Below are 22,541 nucleotides of genomic sequence, written 5' to 3' on the forward strand. Positions count from 1 at the left end.
TCATTCTAACAAATCCTCCGGTATTGCAAATGGATAATCTTTATGTCTTAACTCAAATTCTACAGATTTTGTTCCTGCAAAATAATTCTCAAGTGTATGCTTGTGCATTACTTGAAGATTGAAATCTTCACAGGCCTTATTAACAATATCCATATTCACTTTGGTTTCATGGAATTTGATATAAACCATCTTTTTATCTTTAAAATGTAGTCCTATTACGAATTCTCCCATCTTTTCGTGTTCGTCTTCCCATTCATCTAATTTATCGCTAAATGTTGTCCATGCTTTAGTATAAGCTCTTTTTGCTTTGCCAATTTCCACTAAATAATCAGTCATTATTTAACCCTCCTTTTTTGTCTTTGAAAATGCTTCCAATTGGAGCAAAACATTCTACATAAGCTGGTTGGCAATCCTCTTCGAATTCTCCCCAATTGGTGCATTCCATTTCCTTTTCATCATACCAGTCACAATCTTTATGTGTTTTATCTGGTAAGCAATGAAGATCATCTGCATCTATTTTCATAATCCCACTATTTTTTCCGCTGCAGGCATATCAGTTTCATAAATGTGGAGACTGCTGCAATTGTAGTAACTCCCTTTAAAGGTTAGTCCAGGATAGGTTTCCCTTAACTCATCAACTAACTTCAATCCTATGTAATTTATGAATAACATATTGGCGGGCCATGCTCCGTAGGCATCATTTGATCTGAAGATGATTGTTAATGTTAATTCATTATCTCGGATTAATGCTTGGAGGAATTGAAGACAAGGGATGTCTTCAGCTACTCCATCAAGACCAGGATTATATATTACTGCAACAGCTCTGTTACTTCCAGGATTATTTTCAAGACGGTTCATCATTAATTCTAATTGGTCGATAAGTATGTTTTCACCAAACAGATCAACAGTATTATATCTAAGAATCCTATTTGGATAAGTGTAGACAAAGTCTCCACCCTCAATAATGTATGAATCATCAATACTGGCCACATAATCATGTAAAGATTCACCACTCATCGGATAATCTTTAATGTCATATGCTCCTTTTTTTACACATTTAAGGAATTCACTTGGAGGTAAATAGATTGGAGTTTGGAATTGGTTTGGTATGAATTCATGCACTCCAATTATTTCATGTAATGGGCTGTCGTCTTTTGTGTGTTCATGGCCTTTTGTGATTATTTCTTTTAATAATTTTTTCCAGATATTTTCTAAACTCATTTTCTCACTTCTTTTAATGTTAATGTTCGACCACCTATTAAACCGAGAATTAAAAACATTAACCACAATGCTATTTCTGTAAAACCATTTCTGCTAATGGTCCAATTGACAGTATAAGATAATACTGTGATGATTATCCAAGCTATGAGTATTCCGAGATATAATTTGTAGTAATCATTCATTGTGGCACCTCTGAATATCTTTGTTCGTTTTTACCTGGGATGCGGGTTATCCCTAATTCTTTGCAGATATTATCCACTTGGTTTTGTTTCCAATTGATGCAGATTAATTTGTCTCTTACTTGTTGCGCATCTTCTAAGGTTTTGTATTTCCCATAATAGTAGGTGGATTTGAATATTTTCTTTTTGATATTGTATCCTCTGCCTCGTTTTTCAATGTATCTCCATTCTGGGTCACATTTTATTTCATCAGGGTATTCTCTATCAAATAAAGTTTTGAGATTAGTTTCATGTTTGATTAAACATTCTTCTAATCCCATTCCATTGCGTAGGTCTTCTGTTATTGCATGGGGAATCATGGCTCCCTCTCCCAACCACAACAGTATTCATCTTCATTTACTTCCTGATGAAGTGAATTGCAGAAAATAATATTTGATCCCTCAGATTTTATTTGTGGTGATGCGTGGTCACATGATCCGCAACATGGAACCTGTGCTCTTTTAGCTTCTAATTCGTTGCGATATTTTGTGATGTGGATTTGATGATAACTGCAATCTTTGTGTTTATCGCAGAATTCCCATGCTAATTCTTCATTGGTTACAAAGGCCACATGCTCAGTTGTGTCACTTAATTTTCGTTCGATTTCAAATACAACAGAGTGTCTGATATTATATAATCGTCTGTTTAAATCGCTGATTTTCTTATTCTTATCATTTAAAATTCTACTAAGGTCATTAGCTACTGCTTCTGCAGGACAATAATAAGTCCTATCATGCTCACCATCTACGATAATGTAATGATGATTGTTTTCCAGTTCTGCCCAATATTCTCCAGTCATTTTCTTCTATCCTCCTATTTATGCTTCGATTGGTTGGTCTAACCAACAATAATCAGATTCATCAAATTCAACAATCTGGTTAATATCCCAATTACAAGCAAGACAAATATCCCGCTCACGTTCAGCTTCCTTAAAATCTTTAAAGAAACCAAAATACTCTCTTTTACCGTTTATTATTTTCGCTACAAAATATCCTCCATTTGCTTTAATGATGTATTGTCTTCCTCTAAAGCTTGGATTCACATTCCAATGTTTCCCAATATAATAGGCCCTCCATAGTTCAGCTTCCTCAAGACTATGGAAAGTCCCCCAATAAGTTAATACTTTATCAATTCTTTTTCGTATCTCAAAACACCCGTTCTTTTTAGGATAAATGTAATTAGGCATTTTTTCAAATGTTTGAGTTGATTTTTGATAAACATATCTTACCATTACCATTCTATCCCTTCACATGTTACTGTTATGATTGGTATTTCAACACCGTCTTCCATGAGCTTTTTACGTGTTGGTCTTGGCAGTTCTTCAGGCATTAAGTCTGCTACATTAACATAAAAATCTGGATTCATATGTGACCTCACTTTTTTTCTTTGAAATGGAATTTCCAAACATGTTTCACATTATATTCAATACGTGAGACTTCTTCTCCAGTTATTGGAGTTAATATTTCCTGGTGGTGTATCATGATACATTGGACTTGGAATGTTTTTTCGAAGTCACGTAAATGTTTTTCAAATGCCATGGTGGTTGTGATTGTGAAGTGATCCATTGTTAATGTGTCGATTAAGTCGATTGGTTGCATTAACATTAATCCTTCATGTTCACGGAACCATTCATCTACTGCTGTTTTAAATGCTAAGTCTTTGCTTAGCAAGTCACTTTTTGCGTCTAAATATTCGCTATATAAACTCATCTAATCACCTTTTCCATTTTTTAAATCTTACTCGGTCTCCAATGCTTAGGAATTGAACAAATCCGGTTTCACGGTCATTGCGGACAGAGTCATGTAATCTTTCGTAAACCTCTTCAGTAACAGTTAGACTTGTATTGTTTGGACTGGCTTCTTTTAAAGCATCATAGAAACTTGTGCTGACACACATGCTGTCTGTGAAATCATTGTTGATTGTTAAATCAAGTCTTACTGTTTCCCAACTGTTGTGTCTTTGGAATTCTACTACTGCAAGGTCATCGTATCTGAGGTCATTGTAGTTTTTCCAGTTATTTGGTTCGTAGGTGTAAATCCATTTTTCTTTGAATCCATCACCATAATTGTTATCCGTTTTAACTACTTCTTTTCGGATATTGTTTAATTTGCATTGGAAGTGTTTGCAGAATGTTTCATGCCATTTACTGGTCCATGTATTTTCTCCTTTTACTTCAACTTCTAAATAGAAATTGTATCCATGATATGCTGCATATGCTTCTATCCAAATGTTTATCATTTCTGGTTCACCGTCTTCGGTTTCCCAGAATCTTCTTTCAAAGTCTTGTATTTCATTGTGAAGTTGTCTGATGGAATCATTTAATTGCAGGAAGTAATCACTCATAGATATTTCACCTCGGACTCCATATCCAACAACTGCCTACTTTTTCTATTAGATCATCTCTCAGTACACATTGGGTTTTATCATAACAATGTTTACAATTAAGACATGATTTTGAGTCATTATTCTTCATTAGGAACACCTTCTGTAATTCTGGAACCAAGATAAATCCCATTATCCAGTTCAAACCATTCATCAGATTCACTTGCAAGAATATCTTTAATGAAATCAGGCCGTTTATTTCCCTCATATTTCACTTGAATATACTTGCCTTCAATTTCATTAAATCCTCTGAGGCCTAATAACTCTAATAGCATTGGGATTTTAATTGGATTCAATTCAACAATGCATTCTCCTTTTGTGCTTAATTTCAATTCCATTTTAAGTTTAAAATCTTTACCATCTGCTAAGTCAGGGCTGAAGAAACCAAGCCAGCAACTGGTTATTCTTGCATTACAGATTGTGGTAGTCATTGTTTCATCTCCAATTGTAACACGTACTTTTCAAAGCTAATGCGATTATCAATTAACTCTAAATCCTTACGGATGAGACTAGTGTTCTGTTTAGCTAATTCATAATCATCAGTTAACTCATTATAGGTTTCATCAATGTGTGCTTGAATCTGCTTTTCAGTTGGAGCTTTTGATAACTCATATTCTTCTTTAACCTTATCAGGATGTAATCTAACTTCATTACTTTTGTGAAGTAAGTCTAATTTCAATGATGTTTCACTATTCACCGCATCTTTTAATTCTTTGATTTTAGCTTCTTTCTCATCTAATAACTTTAAATAATCTCTAAACTTATCTACTGTAGACATCTTATATCACTCCATAAAGATGTAAAGTATTCGCAATTGCAATCAAAACCATAAGTATAGTAATACACATGAAAACAGTAACTATAATATCCCCATACTTGTAATGGAAAGAATCTTCAAATTTCATTTCCATTATTTCCAAACAGATTGCAACTTTCTCATATAATGTTTTCTCCTGGTCTTTTGTGATGACTTCACGATATTCATCTGGTGCCTCAGTACCCAAATAAACCACTAATTCAGATGGTGCATTTTCCAAGTATTTTTTAGCGTCACGTGCAAATACCATGAAACTTTTACAACCTAGACCACCATCCCATCCTAAAGAAGAAAAGGTATTGGAGAGTTTATCTTTTTCTGGGGATAATAATATTACACTTTCCTCTTTTTTAGAGGAGGGATTGTAACTGATTATCCCGTAGATTTCTGTATTGAATTTAACAAGTTTGAATGCCAGATTGTCATTCATTTCCTGTGATTCAATAGTTGTATACTCGTCTGGAACATATTCAATTTTCATAGTCATATGGATCAACTCCTTTAACATGATATTTTGGGAAATCTTTTAGTTCAATGAAATCATAGTCTTCGATTAATACTTTTTTGATGTCTCTCATTAGGGCCTCGTCAATGCTGTATTCCCAGATGCTTTTAACTCCGTTGAATGTGTCCATTATTTCATGGTTTTTGCTGGTGAAATTGATTAGTTTGTTTCTGATGGTGTTGCAGATGTTTTCAAATTCTATTTCTGGGTAGTGTTTTTCATGAGCAAGTAGTATTCTTCGGTTTTCATGAATGTCTCCTTCCCATAAGCAATAAACAAACATTATCTCACCCCATACTTTCTAACAAACTCCACTAAATCTCGTGGATTAATATTCTTCAAACCATAAATAGAGTGATACTTGTCATGGCAGAATTTACATAAAGCAATACCATTAGAGAGATCAGTAGCTAATTCAGGATGTTCTGCATAACCAAATTGATGATGTGCTTCCAAATGTTTATCCAAACCACAACATTGGCAAACTTTGTCTCTTTTAATAATTGCATTTCTCCATTTATCATACCCTGGAGTTTCTTGGTTACGGTTGGTTGATAGATTATTGTTTTCTGGGAAGGAGATTATCTCCATTTTAGAAATTAATAAAGGTCTTGATTCATTAGGGAAATATTTTGCTAATATTTTAACATCACATATGTTTTCCCATTTATCAAAATCTGCAATATCATCAAGTAACAATCCTTTAATTTCTTTATTCGTATCCACATCATAGATTATACATGATTGAACATAGTCTCCTTCATCAATACCTGACCACACGGAAATTCTTTTATCATTTTTTTGAACGCGTGATGGTTTACGAATATCTTTAATTTTACAATACATCCAAAACTTTGGAGAATTAATAAAAGTTAGTCTTAAATCAAATTCTTTCAGTGTTGTTTCATGAATAAACTCCTCCATTTTAATCCTTTTATCCATATCATACAATTGATACTCAGTATTCCATTTCTCACAAATACTGTCATCATAAAACCACGTATTATATTTTTTAAATAAATTAAATTGATATTCTAATTCCTTTTTACAAAATTTAAGAAGCCTTTTATATTCCCCATAGTTTATAGAATTAATTAATTTCTCAAATAATTCTTCAAATGTATAATTTTTTGGAATAAGTATCTTTTGAGAATGGGAATCATCAGTTACTTGATAACATAAATTCAATTTATCATGGGGATACATAACTCCAAAATAAGACATCACATTATGTATGGATACAGCAAGATTATCATATGAATTCCAAAAAGGATTACATAATTTGGATTCATAAATATATTTCATTCTTCTTGGACCTATATCATTTTTAAATGATACCCAGTCATCAGTTGTCAAGTAATGCCTTGAAACAATTATGTCCCTCATCAGCTTTGGATTGATTCCATCAATTACTTCATTACCTATCAACCACTGAATATTCTGTTTTAAATGGTAATAATTATCAAATAATTTTGATGTTTTTAAAATAGATTCCGGAAAAGAATAACCAAGCTTATCACATAGTTCATTGAATAATTGAGGAGTTTTGAAAAGAGGAAAATCTTCTTGTCTGAACATTGCTTCTATATCATCCCAATTATTTACTGAAGGATAATAGTACACTACTGAACAATAATCTGGCTCATTATCTAAACCATGCCCACAGATTAAATCATCATCCACCTTCTTAAATTCCCAATGGTCTATCTTAAAAGCAGTTTCATTCATAATTTAACACCATCCATTAAATTAAAGGCTCACCATTTAGAACTTTAATTACTCGTTCGGCTTGTTCCTTTTTAATCCCACATTCAATTAAAATATTAACATTCAAATTTAACACATGAGGGATTGTGGTAATCCTTGTTTTTTGAATAATCTTTTTTATCTGTCCTTCACTCAACTCGTGAGTGGCCCATAACATATTATGAGCATAATTATAATTCTTTTTCATTTTATTCCGTGGAGGTTGAATAATATGATGTGCATTTAAACAAAACATGTGAATAATAGACTCCCAGCACCTACGGTAATCTGGTGCAAACATTATATTCACTTTATCTCCAAATCTAACTACTCCTTTATATAGATCATCAGCATTGTACAACCATTCATATTCTTCAGGAGTGCATCTGACCAATAACATCTTAGATTTATAATCACTCATATGCATATTTTCAACATATCTTGTTAATTCCCCACTTCTACAATCTTGTTTAAAATTCTCAAATTCCTTGAATTCGACAATGCAATTTTCAAAAGCAAAATCCCCAATTTCTAAATTATTGTCGAATTCTATAAATTTAAGTTGATTGAACCCTTTTTTCTTTGATTTTCCTCTTTTTAACTTTAAATAATAATTTCTAAATAATCTGCTCCTATCATATTTTCCGCCTTTTTCTCTTGCATCAATATAAATAGTGTTCTTCCTCAAATCATTGAAATTCAAATCTTTCATTTAGAATCCACCTTTTTTTGTTTTCAATTCATCTAATTTCTTATAATGCCCATTAATTTTCTTTTTTAACACAGCCCTTGTAATACGATTCCTTTTAGGACTAAAATTAACATATAATTCATCATAATCCTTTTCTGGAAACTCTTCCTTCAAATCTAATGCATCATCATAAATATCCGCAAGGTATCCAACATAATCGTATATCGCACTGATTTCACCGCGTAATCTTTGGAATTCTTTATCTAATATGCAATGCTGTGGATGAGTGCATAACTCATGACCAACTCCAGGACAATAGTAACAAGTGAATTCATCAACAGTTTTATTGTGAATTCTATCCCATTTTTGTTGGGAAATTTCCTTGTTGATTTTTTTATAGTCAATCATAATCTCCACCAAATATGTTTAAGCGACAAGTTAGCGACAAAAATATGTTGTCGTTTTCAAAGTTCTTTAAAAGTCTTAATCAAACAAAATAAGACTTGTACTGCCTTGTTTCATAATGGTTAAATTATAGCGACAAACCAAAAGTTTTAGCGACAACCCCATAAACAAGACCATACAAACACTTACAAGTCAAACCAAGACCATACAATCATTATCCAAAATTTGAGCGACAAAAATTTTCCAGAACATACAAGACAACAAAGTCAATTGTTGAATTTTGTCGTTGTCAAAATTTTTGTCGCTATAAAAAAACTCAAAAATTGAATAATCCTTTAAAATCCTCCTTTCGATAAACAAAGCAATAATATCATTTTTCCACATATTGATTATAGCGACAAACCCATTTGTCGCCTTATGTCGCTTTGTCGCTAAACATAAAAGACAATGAAATCAAAGCCTATATCATCAACAAAGCAACCCTATCTGCGAAAAACCATATTTAATCATCAAAGTCAACCCAAAATGGTTTAACAACATCATCACTTTGGTTTAAAATACTAACCTCCTCATCATACACGTTATCATGCAAAATAATGTTCTCAACAATATCTTCAGGATACTCATACTCCAAATGTTTAACAGTAAACTCAGATAATGAAAACAAATTACTCCAATCCGCAGCAACATCACTGGAACTGCCCATCAATGCATACATATTACTACGAGAAGATTTTCCAACAACTTTCAAATAACCCTCACGATTCAACTCACTAAAATAACGTTGAAGTGATCTCTTATTCAAATGAACATTACCCTTCTCATAATAATCATTAACAGTAAATCCAAAATCTAATGCTTCTTCAAATTTAGTATCAGGTTGATAATCCCATTCCCCGTCATGTTCAATAATATCCTTATAGATTTCAGTAGCTTTTTTAGACAAATTATGAGTAATACTTGCTTTATATGTGCTAAATAAGCTAACAAAATACTGGATATCTTCAGGTTGTGTGAAAATAATATTCTGATTATTAACATTAAAAACAGGACGTCCAATACTATTGAAAGCAGTTATCACCTTCAAGATACCATTATACTTATCATAATCCCTTTTATAAAATTCAGATTCTCCAATGAACTTGAGAATAGATTCAGAATAAGGATTAACAATAATAATATCTGAAAATTTATACCTTAAACCTAAAACCATGCTTTGAACACATGATTTCAAATCCAACATTGACTGGTAAATTTGCTCTGTTTTACTTCCTTTTAATTCTAAACAAGATTTTTGAGCATTGAAGATTTTCCGATTATCTGTTCTTGGAGTGAAAATAAAACTACGAGACAACTCTTGACTATCAAAATCATAATTAGAGACAGTAGTGTAAGTTAAACAAGGAAATCCTTTTAAAACTAAATCAACTACCTCGAATTCCCCATCAACTTTAATAGTAATAGGCCTGACCAAATGTCCATCAGTTTGCAATTCTTTAAGAAGATTTTTTGTTTCTTCAACTTCATCTTGGTCGCTGCTTCCTCCCATATCCCCATACACTACGATTTTACCATCATAATAATAAGGATTGGATTCAGCACGACGGAACATTGCAGGAAGTGTAGGTTTCTTTTCATAGATTACAAATTCAGGAGGAATCATTGACAAGGCCGTATTCTCAACAAATGTTTTTCCTGAAGAACCTTCACCTAAACCAATAACAGATATTGGATTTTTTAGAATAACTTGACTACAGTAACAAAGGAATGTAATCATTGTGTTAATACGTTCCCCTGCAGTATACCAATCGGTTAAACTAGCAATATATAATAAAGGATTATCTTTAGTTTCAAAGAGACTTAGTCCTTTTTCATATTCTTGTTTGTTCTGAGCTAACTCATCTTCTTCGTTTTGTTTTTGAACAGCTGTTTCAACTTCAACATATTCATCAACAAAACTTTCTAATGTTATTTTCAAATCACTGAAAATTTCAGTAATAGTGGTTTTGTTATACTTATTCTTTGGGTCAATGTGTTTTTTGATTTCTTTTCCAATAGTTGAATTTTCAGTTAATTCCAATGGAGTTTTACCATCCAATTTACTGACTAATTTTTTGGATTTATCGTAAAAGAAATACTTACAGCCTTTTTTAAATGGAATTGGTTTTATAGTAAAACCATCTTCCATTTTAATACCATAATCAAGATTCCATAACATTTCTGTTTCAGGTGCAGCTTCTAATCCCATAGTCCATTTTCACCTCCTGGTCCAGTCAATAAAATAAACAAATAAACCACCAAGAAAGGATGTTATTCAATCTTGGTGATTTTGAAAGTAGGATAATCAGAGTTATCGACTTCTACTTGTTCAATGGTGACTCTTTTACCATCAATGAAATCTGCAACATTTTTCAAATTGATTTTTTTGAAGATGTTAATTTCATCCCCAGTTTTTGGATCAATAAGTGACTTTGGGTCAATGATGTTCATGATTCCAGTTAACCAGTTCCAGAGGTTTCTGTGGAAGTCAAATCTTTCAGTTGGTTTTTGAACACGGGTTGCAATACCATTGTCTTTGAATTTAGGACAGTTGAGGTAAATGTCTAAGTATTCTCCAACTTCTGGTTCTTCATCTTCACCGAGGAATGGGTTTTCATGTTCGTCGATTAATCTGAAACGAATTTGTGAGTATTTTTTGACTTCGTCATCTCTTTCCACTATAGGGAATAATTCAACACTTGCTTCACCGCTGAAAGCTTGACCTGCTACCATATCAGATAAGTAGTATCTTTTGTAGTCTTCAAGGTCGTTTTCTTCTGTTCCAGTTTCCATTCCAAATAATTTAGTTAAATCAGTTTTTGCCATTGTTACTCAATCCTTAAATAATTTTTTTAAAAGTTCATTTCTTGTCTCAGTTAATTTTTCATTCATCAAATCCATGTCCATAACCATTATGGAGCAGATAGAATCTAAATCTAAACATTTAGTGGTTAAATGTTCATCAGATTCAATTAAGATATCTCCACCTTGATGGGTTATTCTGTCTTGATTATTGCATGGAACGTTAGTACCACTAACTAATTCGAAAACCATTATCTGATTTTCGTTTGTTAAGGTATTGTGCATTCTTTCAATGTTTTCATAGTCCATTCTTCTTTCACATCCGCATAAAAAATTTAAAATAATAAGGGAGAAAGATTAACTTGTATCGTTAATCATTGCCTCCGGCATTTCCTCATAAGGAGTACTGGAGTATCCAGCTAATTCCATAATCCATGCAAGTGATAATCTAAAGGCTTTTCCGGTTGCACGTGTAATTGCCATGGAATACACAGCATGTTCCTCTTTTTGTCTGCCTGATGAAGTTGCAATAGCTTCACCTTCACCAACTTTAACACCACGACCATCAATCAAATTGACTTTAGCCCTGTAACCAAAACGAGCTTTGGTTGGGAAAGGTTCCACAGATTCAATTTCAACACGTATACCAATCATTGTACCAAGAGTACTCCAACCAGATACAGTAACATAATTGTTTCCGCTTATGGTTTGAATCAAATTCTGTGATTCAAGTACACTTTTCAATGCATCTGCTACACGAGTAGCAATAACCACACGATTAGCAACACTAATCATAGGATTTAACACATCAGCATCAATTAACTGGTGACTTTGTTGGTTAACTTGTATTAACTCTCCATCTTCATCAAGACTATTTTTCATATGTTCTTCAATGCTGTCATCAATAACAGCTTCAAAGATTTCTTCATCAGATGGATCATGTTCAGTGATAACTTCAACTTTACCACCACCAGTTTTCTCAAAGTCAACTGTATCTTTGTACAATTGTTTTTCTTCGATTTCTTCTTCTTTTTCTATTTCTCCCATTTCTTCCAAGGCTGCTTGGATAGTGGGATTTTCAGTTGGTTCTAAACCCATTCTAAAATTCCTCCATATAGATTTCTTCTTCACGTATCAAAGGAGTTTCAGACTCCAATATTTGATAACAGTAAAATTCTAATACAACATTTTCAGGGATAGATTCTGCATTTTCAGGTAATCTACCTCCTTTCAAATGTGCTACAAGTAACACATCTCCTGGTCTGAGAGTGAAAGGACTTGGATTGTATGCAACTCCTAATATTTTAGCTAACGCTTTGTTTCCCATATGAGAGAAACCATCGTAGCTTAACACTTTAAACTCGTCTTCACTTAATTCATGGCATTTCATATCCCATTCATGAAGTGAGAACATGTTGGGAGACCAGGAATTACTTATAAATTTCATAATTAGTTTCCTCCTAAAATTCGGTTCATTACTTCTTTGTCTGTACCTTCTAGATTTGCAGTTTTTTCTGCTAATCTTTCATCGAAGGTTTTGCCATCGTTGGGATTGTTTTCATCCCAACATGATTCGATTAAAATTGTCATGTCTTCACATGATTGCTTAAAACTCTTCATTATTTTATGCTCCTATAAGATATCCTTCAATACTGGTCCATGAGTGGATTCCATTATCTGTTGGATATGATTGTTCATAGATCACTTGGGTAATTGGTAGATTATGAGTATCTACTGCTTCTTCGATTTCATCATGCACATTTCCAAGTGTAATTTCATCGAGTTCGATTCCTTGTCTTTCAAGGTATTTACAAGTGGAATATGCATCGAATACTGAATCATGAGTGTTAACGTCTTCAAGGCAGATTGTTTTCATAGATATCTACTTCCCAAATACTCTTATTCTTCTTTTCACAGAATCAATGCAATTATGAAAACCAATGATTTTATGGTCCACTACTGGCCTGATATGTCGATTATAGGTGTAGTCTTGATTCTTAGCCATGTAATGATACTTTGCATAGTTGTCATAATGTTCGAATTTCTTGATGAGTAACTCATAGTATTCGACAGATTCATAGTCTTCTGGATTATCTAGTTTTAATTGGTCAATTTTCATATTGACTTCTTCTTCTTTGACTTTCCAGAACATGGCTTGCATTTCACAGTAGATTCTTTTTAGTTCTCCTGCTGTGTTGGCTAATGTTTCATCATCGTCAGATTCGACAAGTGTTTGAATGTTCCTTTTTAATTGAAGGTATTGTTCGGTTAATTCAGCGTGTTCTTGTCTGTATTCATCAAGGTCTGTGATGATGAATGGTTTATGATCCATCCTGAATCACACTCCAGTTGCAATGAAGTTTCTCATACTACCACTTTCCACAGCAGCGTGACCGGTTACTGCAAATAGTAATACTCCACTAAAGAACATGATTAAAATAAGTCCAAGTACAATTGCAGCTGGGTGTAGTAACACCCAGCTTCCTAAATTCATTAATGGAGAAACATTATTTTCTACTTTACCGAGTCTTGCAGGAGTTTTGCTCATGCTTCCACCTCTTCATTGCTGTAGTCCATCATGATGAGTTGGCCTTTTTGGGATTTGCATAATGCAAAGTCTCCGGTTTTTGCTCTGTTGCAGAATTCGTATTGTTTTTGAGCAGGTTCGATTCCACGGTTTGTTTTTACAAAAACATGTGTGCTGTCTGTTTCTGCTCTGAGGATTGGTAACCATTTCATGTTATACTTCCTCCTCGAAATAACAATCGAATGAACTTAAAAGTTCTTCTTCTGCTTTTATCTCTGCAAGTTCTGCTTTGGTGAAATCGTCTTCTTCGATTGGTTCCATGGTGTAGCCGATGAAGTGCATGTTGTCGTCGAATAGTTTTTTGACTTTCATACCTCCGATTTCTGCGAGTGCAGAGATGAATACTTCGGAGTCTGCAATAGCTTCTATTGGTTTTTCTGCTACGCAGAGTCTTTCAAATCCTGCATGTGAATCTTCAATATCAATTGGTGCATTTGAAGTTTTCCTTGCTTCTTTGATAGCGTCTGGAATTTCGTATGCTGCACCTATGGTATTGTTGTCAGCGTCGATGACGTGGAATTTGCTGTCATCTTGAAATTCTAAAAAGAGTTTTTGGGAGGACATGTTTATTTGCCTCCGAGTAGACTTTTTGCTAAAGCGTGTCCTGCTTCTTCCTGTGCTTCAGGAGATAAATCCCAAAGTGTTACGTTTTGTAACCTTTTGGTTAAAGCGAGGTTTTTAGCTTTGAATCTTGTGTTCTCTTCTTTTAGTTCTTCAAAAATAGGTTTGCATTCGTCGTACTTGATTGCTTTGTCAAGTAGTTCGAATACTCTTTCTTTGTCTCCGATGGCAACGCCATCGATGTATAGTTTCTGATTTCTAATTTCCATGCTTTCACATCCGCATTTTTTGAAGTAATTTTTCATGTGCTGCAACACATGATGTAATTGCTTCTTGATTTAATATTGGTTTTATTAGTATATAAACTTATTCACATATTATAATATACTAATATTCTCATAAACTATTATATAATTATATGAATAACTATAAATAGTTTAAATTACAAAAATAACATTATAAAATTACTAAAAATAAGAATGGAGGAATTTTTAATATGGAAACTGATAAAATAACATTTATCACAGATGCGGAGTTAAAGAAAAAACTCAAGATAATTGCAGCCAAAAATGACACAACTATCACAAACATCTTGAATGATTTCATCAGAGCATATGTTAGTGAAAATGAGTAGTCTTAAAAACATTATATTTTTTTCAAAAAATAACTATTTAAAAATCATTTAAAAGCCAAGCTAACACTTTAAAACTTCGCATTCTGTCTGCGACTATTTTAATAAAATTTAAATAGCATTTAAGATAAATATGTCTATTGGTTATAAGAATACTTTCACATCCGCGTGACTTATTTTTAATAACCAGTGTTTAGGAGCTTGCGATGTGCTGCAACACTATGACCAAGCTCTCAAAACACAAATGTTACAATTATAATATCTATTTTTTCAAATATTTATAATCTTGTTTTACAATATATTTTCTCATAGTATATTGTAGATTTTCACCATCAGGTTAGGTGATCTTAAAAAAATATTTTTAATTTGAGTACTGTTTTTTGATGGTTGATTATAGTTTAGTAATTGAACTATTTAAATTTATTGTTTTAGTTTTTTAAGTTTTGTTCAATGTTTTTTAATATTTTTATTAGTTTGTTTATCGATTTTTGCAAAAACACATGGGGTAAACTTTTAAAAAAACACTTGAAAAATAGTGAAATGTACAAAATAAATAATCCCAAAAAATAATCCCAAAAAAATACTAAAAAAATAAAATGCCGGACACTATTTATATATTGACCTGAAAACACATAGATGATAACCAAAAATTAGTTATCCTTACCAACATGAAATCATCCCGAACCACAAGCAGAATCATAAAAAAAATTCAATTGTATGTTGCATGAAAAATATAGAGGAGTGATTAAATTTAGATAATATTAAAGAGTGTTTAATTTATAGGAGTGACTCTATAATTTTCCATGCAATACAGGTTCTCAATAAAAATTTCGTTTAAACCAAGAGATTGTAACCAGAAGAAAAATGGGAAAATTCTTCGAATATATGGAGTAATTCACAAAAATTTTTAGAAAATTTCATTTGTTTTTGACTAATTTTCTCCGATTTTTCACCAGTTACAATAATTATTCTGTGTTATCATTGACTTTTTTGTAACACTACCTTGAGGATTCACTAATCTTTTTAAGAATACTTTCCCTTGATTGTGGTCTTTGGTCTATATCAGCTAACCTTTCTTCAATCGATGATAACCTATCTTCCATATGCACGATTTCTTCTTCTTTTTCATGATACTTTCGTTCCAACTCTTGATATTCCGGACTCTTGAAATCAATATTATTAACATTAGCCTCGATGACTAGACATGAGAAATGTTCAACATATTTTTTCAAAAGTACAGTTGGATCATCCAGGAAATATGCTGCATGAGTAGTTGTCTTTGACCTGCCCTGGAGTGCATCAATATCTGACTCACTCATACCAGATTTCCGAAGATGATTTGAATGAAACTTTCTCATCATGTGACTTCGGAATCTGTTGAACCCGTCACTTGCAACACCGAAGTTGAATTCATCATTGTATCTGTAGAATGCGACTGGTAGATAGTTTTCTGCACGGTCGAATAGTTTATCGTCATCATTGAGATGTATTAGTTTTAGGCTGCCGTCTTCAAGTGTTTCAATCCGATCATTCAACAAGTATTCCACAATCTTAGACACCGCTTCCGGACTGCAAAAGGTGTAATAGTGTTTGTTTGTTTTTTTCCTTTTGAGTTTGAATGTTGGAATAACATTGTTCATGTCTTTTAAGACGTGTAATGCTTCGACAATATCATTCTTTTTGTGGAAAGGATATGTTGCTTTCTTGAATTGGCCTACTGTCATTTCGATTGTTTCTTTTCTTGCACAACCGCTTGATGTCATGAAAAGCAATGCTGCTTGAAACCATAATTTCGCTACATGTAAGACTTGTGATAGTTCTTCATGTGTTGGCAGTTCATCGAATGTTACTTCTCCAGGAGTTTTATAACTTCTGGGATTTGCACGTGTTAGGTTGCCTATTTCGATTTCGAAGTATTTGTATACTGCGGTGACTTGGGTGAAGTAGGTGTTTACGGTGTTTTTCTTATAGTTTGCTATTAGGTAGCTTCTATAGTTTAGTAGTCTTTTTTTGAGTTTTCTTCTTTTCCAAATGATGTTGTTGTCTTCTTCTGTTTCTGCTTCTTCGATGAGTTCTTGCATGGTTAGGCCTTGGAATTTTGAGTAGTTGTTTATTGCTCGTAGGTATGTTTCTTGTGTTTTGCCTTTGTGGCCTTTGACTATGAAGAATTCTTGAAGAATTTCATGGTTGTTCATGTTCATAATTTCTATCTCTCATTTCTATTTTAATGTTGAGAGAGAGCATTTGAAAAGTATTATCATATTCCTATGAATATGAAAAATATATTTTTGGAAATATGATAAATTTGTAAAGGTTTATCATATTTCGCTAAATATAGTATAAATAATTATTCTTATTCAAATAACCATTCTACAGAGAGATATCTTTCACCATTATCAGGTAAAATTGCTATTATCCTTTTATCTTTGTTTTCATCTTTTTTAGCTAAATCCAATGCAGCCCAAGTTGCAGCTCCGGAAGATATTCCTGAAAATATGCCTTCTTTTTTAGCAAGAGCAAGCAATGTGTTTCCAGCATCTTCATTTGCAACAGGAATGATTTCATCAATTACATCAGAATCATAAATTGAAGGTACAAATCCTGCACCAATACCTTGAATTTTGTGAGGTCCTTTTTCACCTTTTCCCAAGGTTTGAGAATCTTTTGGTTCAACTGCAACAATTTTTACACCAGGAACTTCTTCTTTTAATACTTTACCAATTCCAGTAATTGTTCCACCAGTACCAACACCACCTACTACAATATCAACATTTCCTTCAGTGTCCCTTAAGATTTCCTGAGCAGTAGTTTCAGCATGGATTTTAACGTTTGCAGGATTGTCAAATTGACCTAAAATAATTGAACCTTCAGTTTCTTCGTTAAGTTCATTAGCTTTTGCAATAGCACCACCCATTCCATCAGCACCAGGAGTTAAAACAAGTTCTGCACCCAAAACGCTTAGGAATTTCCTTCTCTCAACAGACATGGTATCAGGCATGGTTAAAATTAATTTGTAACCTTTAGCAGCCGCTGCAAATGCAAGACCAATACCAGTGTTTCCACTTGTCGGTTCGATGATTGTAGCACCTGGCTTAAGCAGTCCTTTTTCTTCTGCATCCTCAATCATAGCAACTGCAACCCTATCCTTTACACTGCCTGTTGGGTTAAATGATTCTATTTTTACATCCACTTCTGCTTCTAAGTCTTTTGTTAAATTGTTTAATCTTACAATTGGAGTGTTTCCAATAGCATCAGTAATACTGTCGAGCACTCCTCTTTTTAATTCTGGTATATTTGCCATAATTTTTTCTCCTATTATATTAATTGTTTTTAATGGTATATTAAAAGGGTTATCTTTAAGTTAAATATAACGAATGTTATAATAACTATTGTTATATAACATTGTTTTAGTTTATAAATGTTTTGGAAAATTTTAAAAAATAAAAAAATTAGATGTTTTCATCAAAATAATCGCAGATTTCTGTGCAGGGACAAATCTCACACTGAGGCCCTAGAGGTTTGCAGATATTTTGACCGAACTGAACCATCAAATCATTTAACTTAATCCATAACTCTTTAGGAGCTATTTTTGAAAGTTCTACTTCAGTTTCTTCAGGCTCTTTTGTATCAACCAAACCCAAACGGTTAGAAATTCTGTGAACATGAGTGTCAACAGGAATAGCTGGTAGGTCAAATGCAAACACCAATACACAATTGGCAGTTTTTCTTCCAACACCAGGCAGCTTTACAAGCTCTTCTAAAGTATCTGGAACCTCACCACCGTATTCATCAATGAGAATTTGTGAAACTTCCTGAATTCTTGCAGCTTTAACATTATAAAATCCTGCAGGTTTAATCAATTCTTTTATATCATCAATTGGAGCATCAACCACTTCATATATGTCTTTATATTTACTGAATAAATTTTCAGTAGCCTGATCTGTATTTTCATCTCTTGTTCTTTGGGACAAAATTGTCCTGACTAATACCTTGTAAGGATCCTGGTCTAAAAAAGTCCTTATTTCAAAAGTATTGTCAAGCTGATTTACAAGTTCAATTACTCTTTCTTCCTTATTCATCATACCAACTCCAATTCAAATCCTAACTCAGCCATAGATTCAATAAAATTAGGAAATGACACGTCAAATACTTCCCCATTTGTTATTTCAATATCATGTTTTAAACCAATTAGTGAAAATGCCATAGCCAACCTGTGATCTCCATGAGAATCAACAACACCTGAGCCAACTCCGCCAGTTATACTCATTCCGTCTTCGCGTTCAGTTAATTTACAGCCCAATTTTTCTAACTCTCTGCAAGTAGTATCAATTCTGTCAGTTTCTTTAACTCTGGCATGAGCCACACCAGTGATATTAGTAGTGCCTTCAGCCATCGCCGCTAGAACTGCAACGGTGATGAGCAAATCCGGAGCATTAGACAAATCAACATCTATAGATTTTAAATGTCCATTTGATGCAATTTCAACATAATCCTCACCACGGATAATTGTGGCACCCATTTTTTGCAATATATCTAAAATTACCTTATCTCCCTGTTTAGAATTCCTAAACAGATTTTTAATTTTAGCATTTCCACCATTAATAGCTATCAATGCTAAAAGATATGATGCTGAAGAATAATCACCTTCAACTGTATAATCACAAGCCACATATTCCTGCTTTATAACCTTAAATTCATCAATCCTACAACTTTGATGCTCCTTATCACAATTATCGTGCTTTAAGTAATATCCTTTTAGTATTTTAACACCGAATTTTCTCATAATATCCAAAGTCATGTTAACATATGGCTTTGATTTAAATTCCGGAAGAACATATAATGCTACACCATGTTTTGACAAAGGTGAAGATATTAAAATTGATGAAATAAACTGTGAGCTAACATTTCCATAAATATTTGTTTCACCACCAACATAACCTGGTTTAATCAATATTGGTGCCTTTTCATTATCATTAATTGATTCTGCATTGACACCCAACGGTTGTAGGGCGCTCATTAATAAACCCATTGGACGGGTTTGCAGGGAATCATCACCAGTTAAAACTACTTCATTATCACTTAAAGCAGCCACCGAAGTCATTAGACGCAAGGTAGTTCCAGAATTTGCCAAATCAATCGGTTTAGTTGAAGAATTGTGAAGTTTCCCTCCTGTTCCAATAACTTCCAAATAATCTTCAGATTTATTAATTTCAGCACCCAACGCTTTACAAACTCTAATTGATGCCAAAGTATCTTCAGAATACAACATGTCATATAATTTCGAAGTGCCTTTTGCAAGTGATGCCAAAATTACTGCTCTGTGAGAATAGCTTTTTGAAGGCGGCGCTTTGACAACACCCCCAATTTCTGAAATCTTTTTAACCTTAAGAATCATTTTATCATGCCAAAGATATATAAAATATTTATCATTTATTAAATTTTAGATAATAATAAATTAAATTCCAAAATTGGATAATTAGATGAATTAAAATACTTTTTCAATAGTTAAAATGTTTTGATTATTTTCATAATTGTAATCAATTCTATCCGCATTTTTCCGAACTATTGTCAAACCTAATCCACCAATCTCTCTTTTTTCTGCTTCAAGAGTTAAATCAGGAGACTCATTATTTAAAGGATTAAACTCTATTCCTCCATCAATAAAATTCATAATTATCCTCAAAGGGTCTTCTAAAAGTCCATATTGGATTTTTATTTCACCCTCTTTTTCATAAGCATAATTACAAATATTTACAAACAATTCTTCCATTATTAACTCCAACTGCAATTTAGATTTTATTGGGACTTCTTTATCTTCGAGCAATTCTTCAATTGTTAATAAAAGTACATCCAAATTATCTGTATTAGATTTTAAAATAATTTCTTCCATTTTCAATCCGCAATCCTGGTCCAATTCTTCATCTATTAAAATATTGAAGAAAGACCTATCTAGTTCATCCATTAGTATTCTAGGAGGTTTAACTTGAGCGGGAGAAGAACCTCTGGCAACTTTTAATTCTTTATATAGCAGATAAGTTTCAGGTTGCAGCAAATGAAGTTCTGTTTTTCCAAGTAACCCTTTTTCAAGTTTATTTTGTAAAACTGGATCAGTAGCACAGAAATTCTCATTTATTTTTTTCTGAATGATTCCTTTTGTTACATCATCCGGTAAATCCTCAACTTCCATTAAATAAACATATTTCATTGGAGATGATTCCGAATCAGCATAAACTGAGAAATCTATTAAATCGAATCCTAAATCCTTTTCTGTTTTATATGCTGCTGCTCTTAAGTTTACTTCGTTAACCTTCTCACCTGCCAAACTTAAACATTGGTCCATCCTATATAAAAATTCAATCATTGGTGTGTTGTTATATTTTCCAATACATCGAACAACGTCTTTCATCCTGTAACGATAAAATCCGGATAGATTAGTAGTAATAACTTCATATTCTTTTCCTTCTTCTAATTTATCCAGAGTCACGATTTTACTAAAGTCCCCATCAGCATCCAACGGTAAAAACTCATAAAACATACTGTCAGGTATGAGAACTTCATCATGACTGTTTAATTCAGTAAAAAGTGAGAATATACCTTCAGATGCAGTTAATCCAATTAATGCAAAATTAAATTCAGGACCTGTAAACTCTTTAATTTTTTCAACATAATTTGAAAAACCTCCAGATCCACATCCTATAAGGAGCAACATTCTCGGCCAAATTTTAGGAACAATAGGTTCATCAAAGCCTTCTTTGAATATTTTTCTAAGTTCATCTGCCCTTTCAGGCATCGGTTTGATTTTTCCAAGTAAACTTTCACGAACTTCATCAGACATTTTTACAGACTCATTAATAGTCCCATTTTCAATATCTTTAACTAACAGTTCCCAATTACCTTTAATGTAACGTAAAATTTCTAAAAACAAACTTACAAAACTGGTTATTGTAAATGAAATGTCAGGATTTATTAATGCAAAGCGTGCATGGATATAACGAATATCAGTTCCGACCTCAGGAATTAAAGCCTCAATCGGAGATGTGATAAACTCAGAAATTTTATCGCCAAAACCACCCATTATCTTACCTGAAATAGAACCATAAGTGTCACCGGAAGGCAATGTAGATATGGAAAGTTCTGTTAAATTTAAAAAAGGATATTTAATCCAGTCAAAACCAACTTTTTCAGAAAACATGTTGAATAGATAAGCATAATTATATTTCATGTTGATTTCTTGATTAAGAGAGCTGGCAGGTATCCTTTTAGGATTCCCCATTGTACCGGATGATTTTGCATAATGAATTACTTCATAGGAGGTTAATAGATTTTTCTCTCCGTTTTCAGTCATTCTGTAAATGTAATCTGCATAACTATCATAATCAGTTATAGGAACCTTGTTTTGATATTCCTCAATGCTTTTAATATTTGCAAAATCATATTTTTGACCATACTCTGTATCTTTATTATCCTCAAGAATTTTAAACAATAAATCAGCATTATATTTCATAGGGTCCTTGGTCATAATATCTAATGATTCACGAACCATATTTCCATCTGAAATACACTTTAAATAAAACCGTTCAGAAAAGGATAATTTAGAAATATCAATATTGCTTAAATCCATAATTCAACCTCAAACTACTCAATTGTCAAGATATCTACAAATCCAGTTGATTCGAATACCTCCATAACAATATCCTGAACATTAGTTACCTTCATAGAACCTTGTTCGTTCATTGTTTTTTGAGTAGATAAAATTATTCTAAGTCCTGCACTTGAAATATAAATCAATTCAGATAAATCAAAAGTTAACTCTTCAACATCCGTTAAACTATCTTTTAGTACTTCTGATAGTTCAGGAGCAGTTTTTGTATCCAATCTACCCGCTAATTTAATATCTAATTTTTTTCCGTCTTTTTGTTTTTCTATATCCATAAAT

36 protein-coding genes are annotated in these 22,541 nt (G+C 32.8%); 1 reads left to right on the forward strand and 35 read right to left on the reverse strand.

Translation table 11 applies throughout. From position 1 onward, the window contains the following. The 29 genes from IJL02_RS04070 to IJL02_RS04210 all read right to left on the reverse strand — a co-directional run bounded on the left by IJL02_RS04070 (nt 1) and on the right by IJL02_RS04210 (nt 14,279). A complete protein-coding gene (locus tag IJL02_RS04070; RefSeq protein WP_292787958.1) occupies nt 1-336 on the reverse strand; it encodes a hypothetical protein in 336 nt (111 codons plus the stop codon). Continuing rightward, nucleotides 329-523, reverse strand: a complete 195-nt coding sequence (locus tag IJL02_RS04075; protein ID WP_292787956.1) for a hypothetical protein — start codon at nt 521-523, stop codon at nt 329-331. The genes IJL02_RS04070 and IJL02_RS04075 overlap by 8 nt, the downstream gene beginning before the upstream one ends. Continuing rightward, the gene (locus IJL02_RS04080) at nt 520-1,221 is read right to left on the reverse strand and encodes a thymidylate synthase (protein ID WP_292787955.1); all 702 of its coding nucleotides are present in this window, start codon (nt 1,219-1,221) and stop codon (nt 520-522) included. Before IJL02_RS04080 ends, IJL02_RS04075 begins: the two co-directional genes overlap by 4 nt. Then, the gene (locus IJL02_RS04085; protein WP_292787954.1) at nt 1,218-1,403 is read right to left on the reverse strand and encodes a hypothetical protein; all 186 of its coding nucleotides are present in this window, start codon (nt 1,401-1,403) and stop codon (nt 1,218-1,220) included. Before IJL02_RS04085 ends, IJL02_RS04080 begins: the two co-directional genes overlap by 4 nt. Then, nucleotides 1,400-1,759 carry a hypothetical protein gene (locus tag IJL02_RS04090; protein ID WP_292809280.1) on the reverse strand — a complete coding sequence of 120 codons (360 nt, stop codon included), beginning with the start codon at nt 1,757-1,759 and terminating at the stop codon, nt 1,400-1,402. The genes IJL02_RS04085 and IJL02_RS04090 overlap by 4 nt, the downstream gene beginning before the upstream one ends. Further along, complete coding sequence (locus IJL02_RS04095; protein WP_292787950.1) at nt 1,756-2,238, reverse strand: hypothetical protein; 483 nt, start codon at nt 2,236-2,238, stop codon at nt 1,756-1,758. The genes IJL02_RS04090 and IJL02_RS04095 overlap by 4 nt, the downstream gene beginning before the upstream one ends. Before the next feature lie 18 nt (nt 2,239-2,256). Further along, a complete protein-coding gene (locus tag IJL02_RS04100) occupies nt 2,257-2,676 on the reverse strand; it encodes a hypothetical protein (RefSeq protein ID WP_292787948.1) in 420 nt (139 codons plus the stop codon). Then, complete coding sequence (locus IJL02_RS04105) at nt 2,670-2,804, reverse strand: hypothetical protein (RefSeq protein WP_292787946.1); 135 nt, start codon at nt 2,802-2,804, stop codon at nt 2,670-2,672. The genes IJL02_RS04100 and IJL02_RS04105 overlap by 7 nt, the downstream gene beginning before the upstream one ends. Nucleotides 2,805-2,812: 8 nt before the next feature. Beyond that, nucleotides 2,813-3,148, reverse strand: a complete 336-nt coding sequence (locus IJL02_RS04110) for a hypothetical protein (protein ID WP_292787944.1) — start codon at nt 3,146-3,148, stop codon at nt 2,813-2,815. Between the two features lie 4 nt (nt 3,149-3,152). Continuing rightward, entirely contained in the window at nt 3,153-3,782 is a 630-nt protein-coding gene (locus tag IJL02_RS04115) for a hypothetical protein (RefSeq protein WP_292809282.1), read from the reverse strand. Between the two features lie 119 nt (nt 3,783-3,901). Then, nucleotides 3,902-4,252: a hypothetical protein gene (locus IJL02_RS04120; protein ID WP_292809284.1), complete on the reverse strand. Its 351-nt coding sequence runs from the start codon at nt 4,250-4,252 to the stop codon at nt 3,902-3,904. After that, on the reverse strand, nt 4,249-4,599 hold the full coding sequence (locus IJL02_RS04125; RefSeq protein ID WP_292809286.1) for a hypothetical protein: 351 nt from the start codon (nt 4,597-4,599) through the stop codon (nt 4,249-4,251). The genes IJL02_RS04120 and IJL02_RS04125 overlap by 4 nt, the downstream gene beginning before the upstream one ends. A gap of 1 nt (nt 4,600) precedes the next feature. Then, entirely contained in the window at nt 4,601-5,125 is a 525-nt protein-coding gene (locus IJL02_RS04130) for a hypothetical protein (protein ID WP_292809288.1), read from the reverse strand. After that, nucleotides 5,109-5,426: a hypothetical protein gene (locus IJL02_RS04135; protein WP_292809290.1), complete on the reverse strand. Its 318-nt coding sequence runs from the start codon at nt 5,424-5,426 to the stop codon at nt 5,109-5,111. The genes IJL02_RS04130 and IJL02_RS04135 overlap by 17 nt, the downstream gene beginning before the upstream one ends. After that, complete coding sequence (locus IJL02_RS04140; protein WP_292809292.1) at nt 5,426-6,871, reverse strand: HNH endonuclease; 1,446 nt, start codon at nt 6,869-6,871, stop codon at nt 5,426-5,428. Before IJL02_RS04140 ends, IJL02_RS04135 begins: the two co-directional genes overlap by 1 nt. A gap of 16 nt (nt 6,872-6,887) precedes the next feature. Further along, nucleotides 6,888-7,601, reverse strand: a complete 714-nt coding sequence (locus IJL02_RS04145) for a hypothetical protein (RefSeq protein WP_292809294.1) — start codon at nt 7,599-7,601, stop codon at nt 6,888-6,890. Next, nucleotides 7,602-7,988 (reverse strand): hypothetical protein, encoded by a 387-nt coding sequence (locus IJL02_RS04150; protein ID WP_292809296.1) that lies wholly within the window; start codon nt 7,986-7,988, stop codon nt 7,602-7,604. A 499-nt stretch (nt 7,989-8,487) separates the two neighbouring features. Then, complete coding sequence (locus tag IJL02_RS04155; protein ID WP_292809298.1) at nt 8,488-10,233, reverse strand: hypothetical protein; 1,746 nt, start codon at nt 10,231-10,233, stop codon at nt 8,488-8,490. Between the two features lie 62 nt (nt 10,234-10,295). Continuing rightward, nucleotides 10,296-10,850, reverse strand: coding sequence for a hypothetical protein (locus tag IJL02_RS04160; protein ID WP_292809300.1), 555 nt, complete (start codon nt 10,848-10,850; stop codon nt 10,296-10,298). Between the two features lie 6 nt (nt 10,851-10,856). Beyond that, complete coding sequence (locus IJL02_RS04165; protein ID WP_292809302.1) at nt 10,857-11,135, reverse strand: hypothetical protein; 279 nt, start codon at nt 11,133-11,135, stop codon at nt 10,857-10,859. A gap of 48 nt (nt 11,136-11,183) precedes the next feature. Next, on the reverse strand, nt 11,184-11,924 hold the full coding sequence (locus tag IJL02_RS04170) for a hypothetical protein (protein ID WP_292809304.1): 741 nt from the start codon (nt 11,922-11,924) through the stop codon (nt 11,184-11,186). Between the two features lies 1 nt (nt 11,925). Beyond that, nucleotides 11,926-12,273: a hypothetical protein gene (locus IJL02_RS04175; protein ID WP_292809306.1), complete on the reverse strand. Its 348-nt coding sequence runs from the start codon at nt 12,271-12,273 to the stop codon at nt 11,926-11,928. Between the two features lie 2 nt (nt 12,274-12,275). Then, a complete protein-coding gene (locus IJL02_RS04180) occupies nt 12,276-12,446 on the reverse strand; it encodes a hypothetical protein (RefSeq protein ID WP_292809307.1) in 171 nt (56 codons plus the stop codon). Nucleotides 12,447-12,450: 4 nt separating this feature from the next. Next, nucleotides 12,451-12,702: a hypothetical protein gene (locus tag IJL02_RS04185; RefSeq protein WP_292809308.1), complete on the reverse strand. Its 252-nt coding sequence runs from the start codon at nt 12,700-12,702 to the stop codon at nt 12,451-12,453. A gap of 6 nt (nt 12,703-12,708) precedes the next feature. Then, on the reverse strand, nt 12,709-13,158 hold the full coding sequence (locus IJL02_RS04190; protein WP_292809309.1) for a hypothetical protein: 450 nt from the start codon (nt 13,156-13,158) through the stop codon (nt 12,709-12,711). A 6-nt stretch (nt 13,159-13,164) separates the two neighbouring features. Then, nucleotides 13,165-13,374, reverse strand: coding sequence for a hypothetical protein (locus IJL02_RS04195; protein ID WP_292809311.1), 210 nt, complete (start codon nt 13,372-13,374; stop codon nt 13,165-13,167). After that, on the reverse strand, nt 13,371-13,565 hold the full coding sequence (locus tag IJL02_RS04200; protein WP_292809312.1) for a hypothetical protein: 195 nt from the start codon (nt 13,563-13,565) through the stop codon (nt 13,371-13,373). The genes IJL02_RS04195 and IJL02_RS04200 overlap by 4 nt, the downstream gene beginning before the upstream one ends. A 1-nt stretch (nt 13,566) precedes the next feature. Beyond that, the gene (locus tag IJL02_RS04205; RefSeq protein ID WP_292809313.1) at nt 13,567-13,977 is read right to left on the reverse strand and encodes a hypothetical protein; all 411 of its coding nucleotides are present in this window, start codon (nt 13,975-13,977) and stop codon (nt 13,567-13,569) included. Nucleotides 13,978-13,979: 2 nt separating this feature from the next. Beyond that, nucleotides 13,980-14,279 (reverse strand): hypothetical protein, encoded by a 300-nt coding sequence (locus IJL02_RS04210; RefSeq protein ID WP_292809314.1) that lies wholly within the window; start codon nt 14,277-14,279, stop codon nt 13,980-13,982. A 191-nt stretch (nt 14,280-14,470) separates the two neighbouring features. Between IJL02_RS04210 and IJL02_RS04215 the strand changes: the two genes are divergently transcribed. Next, a complete protein-coding gene (locus tag IJL02_RS04215; RefSeq protein WP_292809315.1) occupies nt 14,471-14,608 on the forward strand; it encodes a hypothetical protein in 138 nt (45 codons plus the stop codon). Between the two features lie 995 nt (nt 14,609-15,603). Here IJL02_RS04215 and IJL02_RS04220 read toward each other — a convergent pair. The 6 genes from IJL02_RS04220 to IJL02_RS04245 form a co-directional block, all read right to left on the reverse strand. Beyond that, entirely contained in the window at nt 15,604-16,806 is a 1,203-nt protein-coding gene (locus tag IJL02_RS04220; RefSeq protein ID WP_292809316.1) for a site-specific integrase, read from the reverse strand. A 152-nt stretch (nt 16,807-16,958) separates the two neighbouring features. Then, the gene (gene cysK, locus IJL02_RS04225; RefSeq protein ID WP_292809317.1) at nt 16,959-17,906 is read right to left on the reverse strand and encodes a cysteine synthase A; all 948 of its coding nucleotides are present in this window, start codon (nt 17,904-17,906) and stop codon (nt 16,959-16,961) included. 148 nt (nt 17,907-18,054) lie between these two features. Continuing rightward, nucleotides 18,055-18,684: an endonuclease III gene (gene nth, locus IJL02_RS04230; protein WP_292809446.1), complete on the reverse strand. Its 630-nt coding sequence runs from the start codon at nt 18,682-18,684 to the stop codon at nt 18,055-18,057. Further along, a complete protein-coding gene (aroA, locus tag IJL02_RS04235) occupies nt 18,684-20,000 on the reverse strand; it encodes a 3-phosphoshikimate 1-carboxyvinyltransferase (protein WP_292809318.1) in 1,317 nt (438 codons plus the stop codon). The genes nth and aroA overlap by 1 nt, the downstream gene beginning before the upstream one ends. Nucleotides 20,001-20,090: 90 nt before the next feature. Beyond that, nucleotides 20,091-22,148: a GH3 auxin-responsive promoter family protein gene (locus tag IJL02_RS04240; protein ID WP_292809319.1), complete on the reverse strand. Its 2,058-nt coding sequence runs from the start codon at nt 22,146-22,148 to the stop codon at nt 20,091-20,093. Nucleotides 22,149-22,240: 92 nt separating this feature from the next. Next, complete coding sequence (locus tag IJL02_RS04245; protein ID WP_292809321.1) at nt 22,241-22,537, reverse strand: STAS domain-containing protein; 297 nt, start codon at nt 22,535-22,537, stop codon at nt 22,241-22,243. Nucleotides 22,538-22,541: the final 4 nt, after the last annotated feature.

The organism is Methanobrevibacter sp., assembly GCF_017427765.1.
Classification (GTDB): domain Archaea; phylum Methanobacteriota; class Methanobacteria; order Methanobacteriales; family Methanobacteriaceae; genus Methanocatella.